17 protein-coding genes are annotated in these 14,740 nt (G+C 73.9%); 10 read left to right on the top strand and 7 right to left on the bottom strand.

The features are described from left to right. Positions 1 to 98: 98 nt before the first annotated feature. From OG599_RS14775 to OG599_RS14765, 3 genes are all read right to left on the bottom strand, one after another. On the bottom strand, positions 99 to 1,016 hold the full coding sequence (locus OG599_RS14775; protein WP_327176442.1) for a MurR/RpiR family transcriptional regulator: 918 nt from the start codon (positions 1,014 to 1,016) through the stop codon (positions 99 to 101). Positions 1,017 to 1,187: 171 nt separating this feature from the next. Next, complete coding sequence (locus OG599_RS14770) at positions 1,188 to 1,466, bottom strand: GlsB/YeaQ/YmgE family stress response membrane protein (RefSeq protein WP_327176441.1); 279 nt, start codon at positions 1,464 to 1,466, stop codon at positions 1,188 to 1,190. 234 nt (positions 1,467 to 1,700) lie between these two features. Next, entirely contained in the window at positions 1,701 to 1,904 is a 204-nt protein-coding gene (locus OG599_RS14765; RefSeq protein WP_327176440.1) for a cold-shock protein, read from the bottom strand. A gap of 273 nt (positions 1,905 to 2,177) precedes the next feature. On the opposite strand from OG599_RS14765, the gene OG599_RS14760 reads away from it, so the two are divergent. Next, positions 2,178 to 2,546, top strand: coding sequence for a hypothetical protein (locus tag OG599_RS14760; protein WP_327176439.1), 369 nt, complete (start codon positions 2,178 to 2,180; stop codon positions 2,544 to 2,546). Continuing rightward, complete coding sequence (locus OG599_RS14755) at positions 2,543 to 2,830, top strand: DUF4031 domain-containing protein (protein ID WP_327176438.1); 288 nt, start codon at positions 2,543 to 2,545, stop codon at positions 2,828 to 2,830. Before OG599_RS14760 ends, OG599_RS14755 begins: the two co-directional genes overlap by 4 nt. Before the next feature lie 75 nt (positions 2,831 to 2,905). Here the strand turns inward: OG599_RS14755 and OG599_RS14750 are convergent, their stop codons facing one another. After that, positions 2,906 to 4,171 carry a Cmx/CmrA family chloramphenicol efflux MFS transporter gene (locus OG599_RS14750; protein WP_327176437.1) on the bottom strand — a complete coding sequence of 422 codons (1,266 nt, stop codon included), beginning with the start codon at positions 4,169 to 4,171 and terminating at the stop codon, positions 2,906 to 2,908. A 240-nt stretch (positions 4,172 to 4,411) separates the two neighbouring features. Between OG599_RS14750 and OG599_RS14745 the strand changes: the two genes are divergently transcribed. The 3 genes from OG599_RS14745 (at position 4,412) to OG599_RS14735 (ending at position 6,453) form a co-directional block, all read left to right on the top strand. Then, positions 4,412 to 4,585, top strand: a complete 174-nt coding sequence (locus OG599_RS14745) for a CsbD family protein (protein ID WP_327176436.1) — start codon at positions 4,412 to 4,414, stop codon at positions 4,583 to 4,585. A gap of 237 nt (positions 4,586 to 4,822) precedes the next feature. Continuing rightward, positions 4,823 to 5,815 carry an acyl-CoA dehydrogenase gene (locus OG599_RS14740; protein WP_327180041.1) on the top strand — a complete coding sequence of 331 codons (993 nt, stop codon included), beginning with the start codon at positions 4,823 to 4,825 and terminating at the stop codon, positions 5,813 to 5,815. Continuing rightward, positions 5,812 to 6,453, top strand: a complete 642-nt coding sequence (locus tag OG599_RS14735) for a PIG-L deacetylase family protein (RefSeq protein ID WP_327176435.1) — start codon at positions 5,812 to 5,814, stop codon at positions 6,451 to 6,453. The genes OG599_RS14740 and OG599_RS14735 overlap by 4 nt, the downstream gene beginning before the upstream one ends. A 39-nt stretch (positions 6,454 to 6,492) precedes the next feature. Here OG599_RS14735 and OG599_RS14730 read toward each other — a convergent pair whose 3' ends face one another. Together OG599_RS14730 and OG599_RS14725 are read right to left on the bottom strand one after the other, a co-directional pair. Further along, the gene (locus tag OG599_RS14730) at positions 6,493 to 7,341 is read right to left on the bottom strand and encodes a scabin-related ADP-ribosyltransferase (protein ID WP_327176434.1); all 849 of its coding nucleotides are present in this window, start codon (positions 7,339 to 7,341) and stop codon (positions 6,493 to 6,495) included. A 137-nt stretch (positions 7,342 to 7,478) separates the two neighbouring features. Further along, a complete protein-coding gene (locus OG599_RS14725; protein WP_327176433.1) occupies positions 7,479 to 8,066 on the bottom strand; it encodes a TetR/AcrR family transcriptional regulator in 588 nt (195 codons plus the stop codon). Between the two features lie 247 nt (positions 8,067 to 8,313). Here OG599_RS14725 and OG599_RS14720 point away from each other — a divergent pair, with 247 nt between their 5' ends. Next, positions 8,314 to 9,921: an MDR family MFS transporter gene (locus tag OG599_RS14720; RefSeq protein ID WP_327176432.1), complete on the top strand. Its 1,608-nt coding sequence runs from the start codon at positions 8,314 to 8,316 to the stop codon at positions 9,919 to 9,921. 81 nt (positions 9,922 to 10,002) lie between these two features. Here OG599_RS14720 and OG599_RS14715 read toward each other — a convergent pair whose 3' ends face one another. Next, positions 10,003 to 10,668, bottom strand: a complete 666-nt coding sequence (locus tag OG599_RS14715) for an HD domain-containing protein (protein ID WP_327176431.1) — start codon at positions 10,666 to 10,668, stop codon at positions 10,003 to 10,005. A gap of 200 nt (positions 10,669 to 10,868) precedes the next feature. On the opposite strand from OG599_RS14715, the gene OG599_RS14710 reads away from it, so the two are divergent. The 4 genes from OG599_RS14710 to OG599_RS14695 all read left to right on the top strand — a co-directional run bounded on the left by OG599_RS14710 (position 10,869) and on the right by OG599_RS14695 (position 14,690). Further along, positions 10,869 to 12,125 carry a S8 family peptidase gene (locus OG599_RS14710; protein WP_327176429.1) on the top strand — a complete coding sequence of 419 codons (1,257 nt, stop codon included), beginning with the start codon at positions 10,869 to 10,871 and terminating at the stop codon, positions 12,123 to 12,125. A gap of 137 nt (positions 12,126 to 12,262) precedes the next feature. Further along, positions 12,263 to 13,012 (top strand): LamB/YcsF family protein, encoded by a 750-nt coding sequence (locus tag OG599_RS14705; protein ID WP_327180040.1) that lies wholly within the window; start codon positions 12,263 to 12,265, stop codon positions 13,010 to 13,012. Positions 13,013 to 13,080: 68 nt separating this feature from the next. Further along, positions 13,081 to 13,824, top strand: a complete 744-nt coding sequence (locus tag OG599_RS14700; protein ID WP_442809676.1) for a 5-oxoprolinase subunit B family protein — start codon at positions 13,081 to 13,083, stop codon at positions 13,822 to 13,824. Then, entirely contained in the window at positions 13,821 to 14,690 is an 870-nt protein-coding gene (locus OG599_RS14695) for a biotin-dependent carboxyltransferase family protein (protein ID WP_327176428.1), read from the top strand. Before OG599_RS14700 ends, OG599_RS14695 begins: the two co-directional genes overlap by 4 nt. The last annotated feature ends 50 nt before the right edge of the window (positions 14,691 to 14,740 follow it).

Here is a 14,740-nt window from a genome sequence, read left to right as displayed (position 1 = left end):
TCGTGGTGCTCGTGCGGGGTGCGGGATGCGGGTGCGCGTGCGCGTGCGCGTGCGGTTCTGTGCGGGTCACGCGTACGGGGTGCGGGTGCGGCGGCAGGTCAGCGGCGGCGGTGGGTGTGGCGGTGCGCGAGGGCCTCGTACGAAGCGGAGAGGGCGGGCGCCGCCGTCTCGTAGGTGCGCTGGGCGATGCCTATGAACAGGCAGTCCACGACGAGGAGCTGGCTCGTCCGGCTGGACATGGCGGCCGGGCGCAGCTCGCTCTCGCGGGAGGTGGCGGTGGTCAGCACGTGGTCCGCGTACTGGGTGACGGCGCCGCCGGGGCGGCCGGTGATGGCGACGGTGGTGGCGCCCCGGTCGAAGGCGGCCCGCAGCGGTTCGATGACGTCGCTGGTCGAACCGGAGTGGGTGATGGCGATGGCGAGATCCCCGGGGCGCAGCTGCACCGCGTTGGTGACCGCGAGGTGCGGGTCGGTGTGGGCGTGCGCGATGAGGCCGATCCGGAGCAGCTTCTGCGCCAGGTCCTGGCCGACGAGCGAGGAGGCGCCCGCGCCGTAGATGTCGATCCGGCGGGCGGTGGCGGCGGCGGTCACGACGGCGGAGAGCTGCCCGGTGTCGAGCCCGGCGGCGGTGTCCGCGAGGGTCTGCTGCTCGTCCTGGGCGAGCTTGGCGACCACGTCGGCGATCGGGTCGTCCACGGCTATGTCGGCGGTGACCACGGGGGCCCGCCCCGACTGCTGGTGGGCGGCGAGCCCGGCGAGGGCGAGGCGCAGGTCGCGGTAGCCCGGGTAGCCGAGGAGCCGCGCGGTGCGGACCACGGTGGCCTCGCTCGTACCCGTCCGCTCGGCGAGGCCCGTGACGGTGAGCGCGGCGCACCCGGCGGGGTCCCCGGCGACCGCCTCGGCGACGCGCTGCATGGAACGGGTCATGGAAGGGGCGAGCGTACGGACCTTGGCGGCGAGGGCCGCCGGGGCCGGCGGGGAGTCGCTGCTGAAACTTTCCTTCAGTTCACTGGTCACTCCTGAAAGGTATTTTCATCACACTCGCCCGTCAACCCCCCATTGGTCCCGCTTGGGCGTGACCTGTCAGACACCACCGGGTGCCCCGGAACGCGACGACGGCTCCCCCTCCGGTGCGGAGGGGGAGCCGTCGTCGGTGCAGGTGCGATCCGGGGCCCGGGGGCCGTCGGATCAGGCGTGGCGGTGCGAGTGACGGTTGCCGGTGACCATCCGGTAGAGGACCAGCAGGATCGCCGAACCGGCGATCGCGGCGATCCAGGTGGAGAGGTCGAAGAAGCCGTCTATCGAGTCGACGCCGAAGAGGACCTTGCCGAGCCAGCCGCCGAGGAGACCGCCCGCGATACCGATGAGCATCGTGATGATGATGCCGCCCGGGTCCTTGCCCGGCACGAGCGCCTTGGCGATGAGGCCGGCGAGCAACCCGATGAGAATCCAAGCGATGATGCCCATGATGCGTCTCCTACCTCGTCGTACGAGCCCCCGTCGTGGGAAGCCCCGGTGTGTAAAGCCCTTGTGAGGTTTCGTCTTTACCGGTTCGGCGGGACCAAACCTGGGTCTTGGGAGGGAACTTCGGGGCGGAGCGGACCCGTGCGCGGAGGGCATACGGGGGCGGTACGACGGGCATACGAAACGACCCGCGCGCCCGGGCGGGCGTGCGGGTCGGTCGTGGACGGCTCGCGGATGTCAGAGGGGGCGGACCTGCTCAGCCTGCGGCCCCTTGGGGCCCTGCGAGGTCGAGAACTCCACCCGCTGGTTCTCCTCCAGCGACCGGTAACCGGAGGAGTCGATCGCGGAGAAGTGCACGAAGACGTCCGGAGTACCGTCGTCCGGTGCGATGAACCCGAACCCCTTCTCCGAGTTGAACCACTTCACAGTCCCCTGAGCCATGCCATGCCTTTCCTGTGGGCGCCGGACACATGATCGTGTCGGCGATGCGGCGATCCTCTCCCGGTCGCCGGGAGGAGAAACGGATCGGCACGCACCGCACACGTACGAGTGACGGACCCCGCGTCCCCGGCCGTAATCCGGCCACCCTCCGGGCCGCGATCCGACGGCTGTCCCGACGGTCCTCCGCGCCGTCCTCCCGGCCCGCGCGCGGAGTCGCGGCCGGGCGTGCGGGCGCCGGGGGAGTGGCCCGGCGCGCGGGGTGACAATGGAGCCATGGAGCTGAACCCCCTGGAGCAGGCACTGCACACCGCCCGAGCCCTCGTCGTGGCCGACCTGGCGGCGGGCGACGTCGCGGACGCCGACATCGTGTCCCTCGTGGAGGACGCGGTGACCCAGCGGCGGTGGTGGGTGGAGCAGTGGCCGGACGGCCTCGAATTCCTCGTCGGACTCGTCGCCCAGGACGTCCAGGACGCCCTGCTCGAACGGTACGGGCGGTGGCCGCTCTGCCCCGTCTGCGACGAGGGCGGCCCGCACGCGCTCGACGTCGAACCCGAGCTCGGCGCCGACCCGCACTGGGTCTGCACCCGCGCGACCGTGTCGGTGGCCCCGGTCGGGGCGCTCGCCGGAGTGCTGCGGCGGTGACCGTCTACATAGACCCCCCGACCTGGCCGGGCCACGGCCGCCTCTGGTCGCACCTGGTCAGCGACGAGTCCTTCGACGAACTGCACGCCTTCGCCGCCGCGATCGGCTGCCCGCCGCGCGCGTTCGAGCGCGACCACTACGACGTCCCGCAGTCGAGCTACCCGGACGCGGTACGCGCCGGGGCGCGGGAGATCGGTTCCAAGGAACTGGTCCGCCGGCTGACCGAGGCCGGACTGCGCCGCCCGAAGGGCCGCCCCGCACCGGGGCGTACGGCTTCGCGCTGAACGCGCGAACGCCCCCGGAGTACCTGGTGAACAGGGACTCCGGGGGCGTTCGCGTGCGGGCTCGGGCGGTACGCGTCAGGCGCTGGGCGTCTCCACCCGCTCGTCCGCCGGCGTGGCCCGGGGACGTACGACCGCCGCGTCCACGGCCGCCGCGTCCACGGGGCCCGCTCCCGCGACCAGCCGGGACCGGGACGTGACGCCGCGCTGGACCCGGAGCGCGAGGGTCACCGCCGCCAGGCCGACGACCAGCATCGCGGCGCCCGCCCACGCGGGGGAGGAGTAGCCGAAGTCGGCGTCGATCACCGCGCCGCCGAGCCACGGGCCGGCGGTGTTGCCCAGGTTGAACGCGGAGGTCGTCGTCGCTCCGGCGAGCGTCGGTGCCGCACCGGCCACGTTGAACATCCGGGCGTTGAGCGCGGGCGCCGTGTAGAACGCCGAGAAGCCCAGCAGGAAGGCGAGGAGGACCACCGCGACCGGGCTCGACGCGAAGAGCGCCAGCGCCACCAGGAAGACCGTGGAGGCCGCGATGCCGCTGAGCAGCACGCCGAAGAGGTGCGCGTCCGCGACCCGCCCGCCGATCGTCGTACCGACCAGCGCGCCGGCCCCGAAGAGCGCCAGCACCCACGGCACCCACCCCGAGTCGAGCCCGGCGACATCGGTGAGCAGCGGGGCGAGGTAGCTGAACGCGCAGAACACGCCGCCCGCCGCCAGTGCGGTGATCACGATCGCCAGCCACACCTGGCGGTCGCGGTAGATGGAGAGCTCCTGCCGCAGCTGCGGGCGCTGCTCCGGCACCGGGATGCGGGGGATCTTCGTGACGACCCCGACCAGCGCCACGGCGGAGGCGGCGCCCACCGCCCAGAACGCCGACCGCCAGCCCAGGCTCTCGCCGAGGAACGCGCCGAGCGGCACGCCCAGCACGTTGGCGATCGACAGACCGCCGATCATCACCGCCATCGCCCGGGCGCGGGCGTTCTGCGGCACCATCGCGATGGCGACGGCCGCGCCCACCGCCCAGAACCCGGCACAGGCGAGCGCCGCGACCACCCGGGAGACGAAGAGGATCTCGTACGTCGGTGCCAGCGCCCCCGCGACCTGACTGAGCCCGAAGACGGAGATCAGCGCGATGAGCGTGGTGCGGCGCGGCAGCCGCAGCGTGGCCACGGCGAGCAGCGGGGCGCCCACGACCATGCCGATCGCGAAGGCGGATATGAGCATTCCGGCCTGCGGAATCGATACGTCCATGTCGTCGGCGATCGGGGGGAGCAGACCGGAGAGCATGAACTCGCTGGTCCCGAGGGCGAAGACCGAGAGGCCCAGGATGTATACGGCCAAGGGCATACGGAGTCGACCGGTGTCGGTTTCAGGCATGACTGTGGCCAACGGGCCCGGAAGCGCGCACATTCCCGGTCGCGGTGAATGATCCCCATTTGTTATCGCGGCGTTCACGCCGGACGCTGGGAGTGTGCCGCGATGTGCCCATGAGGTACGAGACGCGTCTTGAGTCGGGGTTTGAGACGGCGCACGGCGGTCACACGGACCAGTGTTCCTGAAGTCGAGCACAGCAAGGTGGGAGTGATCATGGCTGCAGATGAGAAGGCCCAGGCCAAGGTGGAGCAGACCAAGGGCAAGGCCAAGGAGGCCGCCGGCCGGACCGTGGGCAATGAACGCCTCACCGCCGCCGGGCGCGCCGAGCAGGCCAAGGGCGACGCCCGTCAGGCCAAGGAGAAGACGAAGGACACCTTCAAGCACTGAGTGTCCCGACCCCCGGAGCGCCGAGTGCCCCGGTGCCCCGCAGTGAGTGCCCTCCGCACACCCCCTTCCCCTCAGGTGTGTCGCGACCGTGGCCCGGCCGATCCGGCCGGGCCACGCGCATGCTCGCCGGGCGCGGTCCACGCGCAGGTGCTGGCATGGAGGGAGACGTGCAGGTCCACGACCGAAGGAGTACGTGTGCGCACGACCGTCACCACGGATCAGGAGCCCGTGTCCGAGATGCCCGTGACCCCGGACGGGGTCGCGTTGCGCCGCGCCGCGGCCGACCGGTTCGCGGCCTGGGTCCGCGACAGCGCGGCGGACGTGCCGCTGCCCGGGTCCGGCCGCACCTGGGAGAGGTTCCAGACCCTGCACGGGCTGGGCCGCGAGGACCTGGCGCTCGCCCGGCTCGCCGAAGGCCATGCCGACGCGGTGGCCATCCTCGCCGAGCTGGGCGCCTCCGCCCCAGCCCCCGGTGAGCGCTGGGGCGTCTGGGCCGCCCAGCCCCCCGGTGCCCGGCTGACGGCACGGCCCGGGACGGACGGCCTCTGGCAGCTGGACGGAGTGAAGCCGTACTGCTCCGGAGCGCACAGCTGTACGCACGCCCTGGTCACCGCCGACACCGAGGAGGGGCGGCGGCTGTTCGCCCTGGCCACCGCCGTACCCGGGTACGCCCCGGTGCCCGGCACCTGGCAGGCGGTCGGCATGGCGGGCAGCGACACCCCGGACGTGCGGTTCACCGGGGTGCCCGCGGTACCGGTGGGCGGCGTCGACGCCTATGTCGGCCGCCCCGGTTTCGCCCACGGCGGCATCGGAGTCGCCGCCTGCTGGCTGGGCGGAGCACGCGGGGTGGCCGACACCCTGTTCGCCTCCGCCGCCCGCCGCGCCCCCGACCTGATCGCCGCCGCCCACCTGGGAGCGGTGGACGTCGCCCTCCACGGAGCGGAGTGCGTGCTGCGGATCGCCGCCGCCGAGATCGACGCCGACCCGGCGGACCGCGGCGGCGACGCCGCGCTGCGGGCCATGCGCGCCCGTGCGGCCGTGGAGCGGGTCAGCACCCTGGTGCTGGACCACGTCGGCCGGGCGCTCGGGGCCGGACCGCTCTGCCACGACGCCCGGCACGCCCGCCGCGTCGCCGACCTCACCGTCTACCTCCGCCAGCACCACGGGGACCGCGACCTCGCGGCCCTGGGTGCCTCCCTGGTGGCTCCGCCCGAGAGCACCCCGCGATGAGCAGCACCGGAACCGGCCCGGGGCCCACGACACGGCCGACGCCCGTGCCCGCGACACCGCCCGGCCCGGTGACGGGGCCGACCGGGCGCGAGCGGGCCGCCGCCGCGCTCCGGGCGGAGGGCACGCCCGAGGCGGAGTGGGCGCGCTGGGACGGCTGGCGGGCGCTGGCGGACGCTCCCCGGATCGACGGGCCCGTGGTCGTGGTCGCCGCCCACCCCGACGACGAGGTGCTGGGCGTCGGTGGCACCCTGGCCCGGCTCACCGCCGCGGGCGCGGAGGTCCACGTCGTCACCGTCACCGACGGGGAGGCCTCCCACCCGGGCAGCCGCCGCGTGCCGCCGGACGTACTCGCCCGGCTCCGCGCCGACGAACTCGGCGCCGCACTCGACGACCGGGGCGCCCGGGTGCTGCGGACGAACGCCTGCGCCGTCGAGACCTCCGGCCGGCTCACACCCCGCGCCCCGCACGGGTTCGGCGCGTACCTGAGCGCGCTCCGGACCGGGGTCCCCGCCGCGGACGCGGAGAGCGCCGAGGGCGGTCCGGTGCACCCCGGCGCCGGCCGCTGGGCCGTGTCTGACCCTGCGCGTCGGATCAGCGGGCGGAGTCCGGGACGGCATGACAGGGCCCCCGGGGCGTGAAACCGTTGCCGCCGGGGGCCCGCGCGAGGCTCGCCCCCGCTACCGCGCGCTCAGCGCGAGGGCGCCGGTGGGGGTCAGTGAGACGGCACCCGCCGGGACCGGCGAGGTGGCGGTCGACGGGGCCGGGACCGTGGAGGGTGCCGGGGCCGTCGAGGTGGAGGTCGCCGGAGCCGCCGCGTCGGCGTCCGCCGGGAGCTCCCTGGTGCGGCCGGCGGGACGGAAGTCCGGGTTGGTGATACAGCCCAGGTTCTCGTAGATGTCGACGTTGTTCTGCGGGTTCTTGCCGGCCCAGTGGTACTGGCACGCCCCCTCGATGAACCTGCCCTGGATCCCGCCGATGAAGTCGATCTCCTTGTTCCACAGGTACTGCGACTGGATGCCCGTCATCCGCGCGGTGGCGTTGACGTCGATCCCGCCCGGCGCCTGGATCGCGTACACCCAGCCGTCGTTGTTGTTCCCGGTGGCGAAGCCCTGGGCGACCCACCGGTCGCAGCTGGTGCTCACGTGCGCGGAGTTCTGGCCGCCGCCTCCGATGATCCACTTCGCCAGCGGCGTCACCTCCGTCCCCAGCGGGGTGAAGCCGCTGCGGAAGATAGTCCGGGGGTCCGGCCGGGTGTCCCCGCGCCACAGCGTGTTGTCGTCGTGGCGCCAGTACCAGCCCTCGCTGATCGCGGCCGTGTCCACCTGGGGCCGCAGCGTGTGGTTGGTGGTCGTCCGCTCCCAGTCGGACGCCCGGTAGCCGCCGGTCGGTCCGCAGGGACCGGTGTCGCGGATCTGTTCCGGGGTGCCCGGGAACGGGTCGGTGTCGGCGCTCGCCGTGGAGGCGAACGCGAGCGAGGTGGCGGCGAAGGTGGCGGCGGAAGCGATCCGCAGCGCGGTCTTGAACATGGCGGGGGGAGTCCCTCGGTCGGGTGCACGGACCGTGTTCCCTAGCCCGGACACGGGACGCGGACCCGCGGCGGTCGCACCCACCACCCACCGGCGCGACAGGGTTCACCTGCCCGGCGCAGGCGGGCGGGAGTTGCTTAAGCCGACTCCGCCGCACCCGGCGACGGGACGAGCCGGTGGGCGATGTCGCGGGCCACCCGGGCGATCTCGTCGTCGGAGACATCGAGTCCCCGCGAGGCGAGCAGGGCGAGGTTGACGCTGAGCAGGGCGGACCGCAGCCGCAGCTTCTCCTCCACCGTGGCGTCGGGGCCGCCCATGACCTCGCTCAGCTCGGCGAACTTTTCGAGGGCGCCGCCCTTGTCGGGGCGCAGTTCGTGGATCACCCGGTGGTTGGCGGTGGCGAACTGGATGGCGGGCATGCCCTCGGCGATGAAGACGTCGACCATCCGGTCCACGATCCGGGTGGCGAGATCCGGGCCGGGGGGCTGTTCCCTGGCCCACTCCACCAGGGCGTCGACCGCCTCCAGGTAGGTGGTGAAGAGCGAGAGGACGATGTCCTCCTTGCTCTTGAAGTGGTAGTAGAGGGCTGCCTTCGTGATGCCCAGCCGTTCGGCGATCTCCCGCAGCGAGGTCGCGTCGTACCCCTGCTCGGTGAAGAGTTCCAGGGCCACCTTGCGGATCTCGGCCCGCGTGTCGATGCCCCGTCGGCGTCCTGCGGCTGTCATGGCTGTGCGTTCCTTTCGCCCCGAGCGTCTCCGCACGGGAGCGCCTGCGTCGATCGTGGTCCCCCTGCCCCCCTTTGCCAACTTACCGTACGGCAAGTAATCTACTGACCGCCCGGTAAGTGGATTCCGGGATCAGCCTGCCCTGCCGCCGAGCCGATGACACTGCTGTCGTCCCCGGACAGGGTCCCTGCCGCCAGAGTTCGGGTCCGTCGAGCGACCCCCCTTCCTGACCGAAAGGCATTGCGTCGTGACGCAGACCTCCCCCGCCCCGGCCGCAGCCGGGGCAGCCCCGGAACCGCCACGCTTCACCCATCGCGAGATCATGGTCACGATGAGCGGCCTGGTCATCGCGATGCTGCTCGCGATGCTCGACAACATGATCGTGGCGCCCGCGCTGCCCACGATCGTCGGGGACCTCGGCGGCCTCAAGCACCTCGCGTGGGTGACCACCGGCTACATCCTCGCCTCCACCGTCGCCACCCCGATCTGGGGCAAGCTCGGCGACCTGCTCGGGCGGCGCATCACCTTCATCACCTCCATCGCGATCTTCCTCATCGGCTCCGCGCTCTGCGGCCTCTCCCAGAACATGGGCGAACTGATCGGCTTCCGCGCCCTCCAGGGCCTCGGCGCCGGTGGGCTCATGGTCGGCGTGATGGCGGTGCTGGCCGAGATCGTGCCGCCCCGCGACCGCAGCAAGTACCAGGGCGTGATGATGGCGGTCATGCCCGTCGCCATGATCGGCGGCCCGCTCGCCGGTGGCTTCATCACCGACAACCTCAACTGGCGCTGGGCCTTCTACGTCAACCTGCCGCTCGGCGTCGTCGCGCTGTTCGTCTGCTGGTTCGTCCTCGCCAAGCTCCCGCGCAAGACCGCCGCCCGCGTCCGTATCGACTGGACCGGCGCCGCGCTGCTCAGCGTCTGGATCACCACCCTGGTCCTGATCACCAGCTGGGGCGGCAGCGAGTACGACTGGGACTCGGCCATGATCCTCGGCCTCGCCGTGGTCACCGTGCTCGTCTTCGCCGCGTTCGTCTTCGTCGAGCGCCGGGCCGAAGAGCCGATCATGCCGCTGTCGGTCTTCGCCGACCGCAACTTCTCCCTCGCCGGTGCGCTCAGCTTCATCGTCGGCTTCGCCATGTTCGGCGGGATCACCCTGCTGCCGCAGTTCCAGCAGTACGTCCAGGGCTCCTCCGCCACCAACAGCGGCCTGCTGCTCATGCCGATGATGCTCGCCGCGATGGTGCTCTCCCTCGCGGGCGGTACCTACATCAGCAAGACCGGCCGCTACCGCATCCTGCCCATCGCGGGCACCGCCCTGATGGCGGCGGGCCTCGCCCTCTTCGCCACCATGGGACCCGACACCACCCGCTTCACCACCGGGCTCTTCATGGTGGTGCTCGGCCTCGGCATGGGCTGCCTGATGCAGACCACCATGCTCATCGCGCAGAACAGCGCCCCGCTGCGCGACATCGGCGCCGCCACCGGCGCGGCCACCTTCCTGCGCAACATGGGTGGTTCGCTCGGCGTCTCCCTGCTCGGCACCCTGTACGCCAGCACGCTCACCGACTCCTTCACCTCGGCCGCCGGTTCGGCCGCCGGAGCCGCCGACGCCGGTTCGTCGGTCTCCGGCATGACCCCCCAGGCGCTGCGCGCCCTGCCCGAAGCCGTCCAGCACGCCTTCGCCCAGGCGGTCAGCGACGGCGTCGACACCGCCTTCGCCTGGGGCGCGGGCGCCGCGGCCGCCGGCATCGTCATCGCCCTGTTCATCCGCCAGGTGCCGCTGCGCGGCTTCACCGGCGCCGACGCGAAGAAGGCGGAGACCGAATCCGTCGCCGTACCGGCGGTCGCCGAGTGACCCGCTGACGTCCCACCCGCTCGTGACCGCGCCCCGTACGGAACGTCCGTACGGGGCGCGGTCGTCGGCGGGCGCGCCCCGTCACGGCAGGGTGGCCTCCAGCAGTTCCAGCTCCGTCGTCAGGTTCTGCCGCGCCCGCGCCTCCCAGTGTTCGGCCCCGTACGGCGTACGGAACAGCCTCGGCAGCCCGAGCAGTTGCCGCAGCACCCCGGCCCGGCCCTCCCGGAAGAGGTCGTCCGGCACGAAGCCGTACTCCGCGCGGACCTCCGCGGTGTAGTGCGCGTACGCCTTGGGGCCCGACGCCAGGATCGCCAGGTCGGCGTCGCACAGCACCTCGCCGTTGCGGTCGCCCTCCGCCGGGTCGTGCGTCACGGTGAGCCGGACCAGCCGCGCCACCTCGGCGGTCGCCCCGGCCGGGACCCCCGCTTCGGGCAGCGCCCGCTCGGCGAGGGCGGCGCTGCGTTCCTCGTTCTCGGAACGGTCGGGCCGGTAGACCGCGTCGTGGAACCAGGCGGCCAGCCGGACGAGTTCCGGCTCCCCGGCGTGCGCGGCGAGGACGTCGATCCCGTTCAGGACCGCCGTCAGATGGGTGGTGGTGTGGTACTTCCGCTGCGGCTCGGCCCACCGCTCCATCAGGTTCTCGGCGTACGGGAGCGGGTCGGGGCCGGCCGCGCCGCCCCGGGCGGCCACGAGGGCCTCCTGCCAGCGGATGCGGAGGTCGTGAGTGTGCGCGGTCTCGTCGGACATGCGGGAACTCTAGGCCGTGTGTCGAATGTGGCGCCGTCCGCCCGGAGGGCGCCACATTCGACACACGACCTGAGGCTGTTCCCCGAGGCTTACGGCCCCAGGTCCGAACGGGGGAGCGCATTCCGGAAGTGCTTCCGGTGTGCGGCGAACCTCCGGGACGGGTCGTAGGCCGGGGACTTTTCGCATGATCGTCTCGGCCCGTGCACACTCGCCACGCGCTCGTACTCGCGTCCGCATTCGCCCTCGCCCTCGCGGGCCCGCTCGCCACCAGTGCGGCTTCCGCGCCCACGCCGCCGAACCCGCAGCCCGCGCCGCTGATCCGTGCCGGGGTCCCGATCCCCGGCCGGTACATCGTCACCCTCGACCCGCTCGTGGACGCGGCGGGGACCGCGCAGAAGCTGGGCCTGGCGCCGACCTTCACGTACAGCAAGGCGCTCAACGGCTTCGCCGTCCCGCTCACCCCGGCCCAGCTGACGACCCTCCGCAACACCCCCGGCGTGACGTCGGTGGAGGAGGACGCGATGAGTTCCGCCCCCGCGTCGGAAGCCGTCCCCGCGTCGGAGACCGCCCCCGCCCTGAGGACGGCCTCCACGTCGAGGGCCGCCTCCGGCCGCCTCGCACCGGCCTCCACCTGGGGCCTGGACCGCATCGACCAGCGGAACCTGCCGCTCGACGGCGACTTCACCACCGGCGGCGACGGCGCCGGGGTGACCGCCTACATCCTCGACTCCGGCATCGACTACCAGCACACCGAGTTCGGTGGGGCCGGCGGGACCCGGGCCTCCTTCGGCTTCGACGCCGTGGGCGACGGCCGTCGTGGCGCGGACTGCTTCGGCCACGGCACGCACGTCGCGGGCACCGTCGGGGGCAGCACGTACGGCGTCGCCCCCGAGGCGAGTCTGGTCAGCGTCCGCGTCCTGAACTGCAACGGGCAGGGCTCCAGCTCCGGGCTGATCGCGGGCCTCGACTGGGTCGCCCGGAACGCCGTGCAGCCCGCCGTCCTCAACGGCTCCCTGGGCGGCGGCAAGTCCCAGACGGTCAACCGCGCCACGACCGCGCTCTCCGCCTCGGGTGTCCTCCCCGTCCTCGCGGCGGGCAACGACGCCAAGGACGCCTGCGACGTCTCGCCCGCCTCCGCCGACGGGGCCCTGACCGTCGCGGCCTCCAACCGCGACGACCAGCAGACCTCCTTCTCCAACTGGGGCGCGTGCGTCAGCCTCTACGCCCCCGGCCAGGACATCGTCTCGGCCCGGCTCGGCGGCGGCTCGGTCTCCATGAACGGCACCTCGATGGCGGCCCCGCACGCCACCGGCCTCGCCGCCCTCTACAAGCAGGCCAACCCCGGCGCCGACTCCGCCGAAGTCGCCGCCTGGCTCGACGAGGTGTCCACCCGGGACGTCCTGACGGGCGTCGGTCAGGGCACCCCCAACCACCTCCTCTTCACCGACGGCCTGTAGTCCGACCCGCTCGACCGCTCGACCGCTCGACCGCTCGCCTCGCTCGGCCGCTCGACCTGTTCGACCCGACCGCCCCGGCCCCGAGACCTCTCGGCGCCGGGGCGGTGGCGCGCTAGCGTGCACCCGTGACCACCACCATGGACCTCAACGCCGATCTCGGCGAAGGCTTCGGCCGCTGGACGCTCACCGACGACGACGCACTGCTCTCCTGCGTCACCAGCGCCAACGTCGCCTGCGGCTTCCACGCGGGCGATCCGGCGGTGATGCGCCGCGTCTGCGAGGGTGCGGCGGCCCGGGGCGTGACGATCGGGGCGCAGGTGTCCTACCGGGACCTGGCGGGCTTCGGACGCCGCTCGATGGATGTCCCGGCGGCCGAGCTGACCGCCGAAATCGCCTACCAGATCGGCGCGTTGCGGGTCTTCGCCGAGGCGGCCGGCTCCCGCGTCGCGTACGTCAAACCGCACGGCGCGCTCTACAACCGCGCGGTCCACGACGACGCCCAGGCGCGTGCCGTGATCGAGGGGGTGCTGCTGGCCGGTGGGGACCTCCCCGTCCTCGGCCTGCCCGGCTCCCGGCTGCTCGCCCACGCCCGCGAGGCCCGACTGCCCGCCGTGGAGGAGGCGTTCGCGGACCGCGCGTACACCCCGCAGGGCACCCTGGTGCCGCGCGGTGAGGCGGGCGCGGTCGTGGAGGACCCCGACGAGGTCGTACGCCGTGCGGTCCGGATGACGGTGGACCGCACGGTCGCCGCCGCCGACGGCAGCACCGTCCCGGTCGCCGCCCGCTCCCTCTGCCTGCACGGCGACACCCCCGGCGCGGCGGCGCTCGCCCGACGGGTGCGGGCCGCGCTGGAGGAAGCGGACGTCGCCGTAAGGGCGTTCGCGTGAGCGGTACGGGGAGCGTGAGCGGTACGGGGAGCGTGAGCGGTACGGGGGGAGTGAGCGGTACGGGGAGCGTGAGCGCGGGCGGTACGGAGCCGGGGGGCGCCGCCTCCGCGCGGGTGCTGCCGGCCGGGCGGGACGGGCTCCTGGTCGAGCTGGACTCCGGGGAGGCCGCCGAGGCGTTCCACGCCGAGGTGCTGCGCCGCCGCGACCGGGGCGAGCTGCCACCGGTCCGCGAGATCGTGCCCGGCGCGCGCACCGTCCTGCTCGACGGGATCAGGGCCGCCGGACGTACGGGTGGTGGCGCCGGACGCATCGGTGGTGGCGCCGGGCTCGACCGGTTCGCGCGGGAGCTGGCCGGGTGGACCGTGGAGCCGCTGCGCCGCGCGGACGGTCCCGCCGTGGAGATCCCGGTGGTCTACGACGGCCCGGACCTCGACGAGGTCGCCGCGCTCTGGGGCGTACCGCCCGGGGAGGTCGGTGCCGTGCACTCCGGTACGGCCTTCCGTGTCGCGTTCTGCGGGTTCGCCCCCGGATTCGGGTACCTCACCGGGCTGCCCGAGCGCCTGCACGTACCCCGGCGCGCGACCCCGCGCACCCGGGTTCCGGCGGGGGCGCTCGCGCTGGCCGGGCCGTACACCGGTGTCTACCCGCGTGTCTCGCCCGGCGGCTGGCAGCTGATCGGCCGGATGCCGGACCCGGCCCGGCTCTGGGACCCGGCCCGCGACCCGGCGGCCCTGCTGGTCCCGGGGGCGCGGGTGCGGTTCGTACCGGTGGCACCCGAGGCGGAACCCGGGAGCGGGGGCGAGCGGGCGTGAGCGGGCTGCTGCGGGTGGTGCGCGCCGGCGCGCTGACCACCGTCCAGGACGCCGGGCGCACCGGCTGGGCGCACCTCGGCGTCCCCAGGGCCGGGGCGCTGGACGCGCCCGCGCACCGGCTCGCCAACCGGCTGGTGGGCAATGACCCCACCGCCGCCGTGCTGGAGACCACCGCCACCGGCTGCGCGGTCCGCCCCGACCGGACCGTGGTCGCGGTGGTCGGCGGCGCCGTCTGCCGGGTGACGGTCGACGGCCGCCCGGCGGCCTGGGGCGCCCCCGTCCGGGTGCGGGCGGGCGCGGTGCTGGAGGCGGGCCCCGCCCTCAGCGGCCTGCGGAGTTACCTGGCGTTCGCGGGCGGCCTGGAGCCGGAGACGGTGCTGGGCAGCCGCTCCGCCGACCTGCTCTCCGGGCTCGGCCCGCCCCCGCTCCGCGACGGGGACACCCTGCCGCTCGGCGAACCGCCCGCCACCGCCCCGGCGCTCCCGGCCGCCGCGCCCTGGACGGCTGCCCCCGCCGCGCCCCGCGGGCTGGTGCTGCCGGTCCGCCCGGGGCCCCGGCACGCCTGGTTCACCGAGGACGCCCTGCGGACCCTGACCACGGCCGCGTACCGCGTCTCCGCCGCGAGCAACCGCATCGGGCTGCGCACCGAGGGCCCCGCGCTGGAACGGGCCGTCGACGGCGAACTCCCCAGCGAGGGCATGGTGCTCGGCGCGGTCCAGGTCCCTCCGGACGGCCGCCCGGTGGTGTTCCTGCACGACCACCCGACGACCGGCGGCTACCCGGTCGTCGGCGTCGTCCCGGCCCACGCCCTCGCGGCGGCGGCCCAGGCCGTCCCGGGGACCCCGCTCCGGTTCGTGACGATGTGACACCACCTGGAGCTTTTCCGAGGTCAGGGTCACCCGCAAGGGCCCCGGAG

It is taken from the genome of Streptomyces sp. NBC_01335, from assembly GCF_035953295.1.
Classification (GTDB): Bacteria; Actinomycetota; Actinomycetes; order Streptomycetales; family Streptomycetaceae; genus Streptomyces.
Note: the sequence above shows the minus strand (reverse complement) of the source record. Positions and strands in the feature narration are given on the sequence as shown.

Bases quoted from the DNA above. Each gene is read 5' to 3' on its own strand.
- OG599_RS14770 (WP_327176441.1), bottom strand. From the start codon at position 1,466: ATGGGCATCATCGCTTGGATTCTCATCGGGTTGCTCGCCGGCCTCATC.
- OG599_RS14765 (WP_327176440.1), bottom strand. From the start codon at position 1,904: ATGGCTCAGGGGACTGTGAAGTGGTTCAACTCGGAGAAGGGGTTCGGG.
- OG599_RS14760 (WP_327176439.1), top strand. From the start codon at position 2,178: ATGGAGCTGAACCCCCTGGAGCAGGCACTGCACACCGCCCGAGCCCTC.
- OG599_RS14750 (WP_327176437.1), bottom strand. From the start codon at position 4,171: ATGCCCTTGGCCGTATACATCCTGGGCCTCTCGGTCTTCGCCCTCGGG.
- OG599_RS14745 (WP_327176436.1), top strand. From the start codon at position 4,412: ATGGCTGCAGATGAGAAGGCCCAGGCCAAGGTGGAGCAGACCAAGGGC.
- OG599_RS14740 (WP_327180041.1), top strand. From the start codon at position 4,823: ATGCCCGTGACCCCGGACGGGGTCGCGTTGCGCCGCGCCGCGGCCGAC.
- OG599_RS14735 (WP_327176435.1), top strand. From the start codon at position 5,812: ATGAGCAGCACCGGAACCGGCCCGGGGCCCACGACACGGCCGACGCCC.
- OG599_RS14730 (WP_327176434.1), bottom strand. From the start codon at position 7,341: ATGTTCAAGACCGCGCTGCGGATCGCTTCCGCCGCCACCTTCGCCGCC.
- OG599_RS14725 (WP_327176433.1), bottom strand. From the start codon at position 8,066: ATGACAGCCGCAGGACGCCGACGGGGCATCGACACGCGGGCCGAGATC.
- OG599_RS14715 (WP_327176431.1), bottom strand. From the start codon at position 10,668: ATGTCCGACGAGACCGCGCACACTCACGACCTCCGCATCCGCTGGCAG.
- OG599_RS14705 (WP_327180040.1), top strand. From the start codon at position 12,263: ATGGACCTCAACGCCGATCTCGGCGAAGGCTTCGGCCGCTGGACGCTC.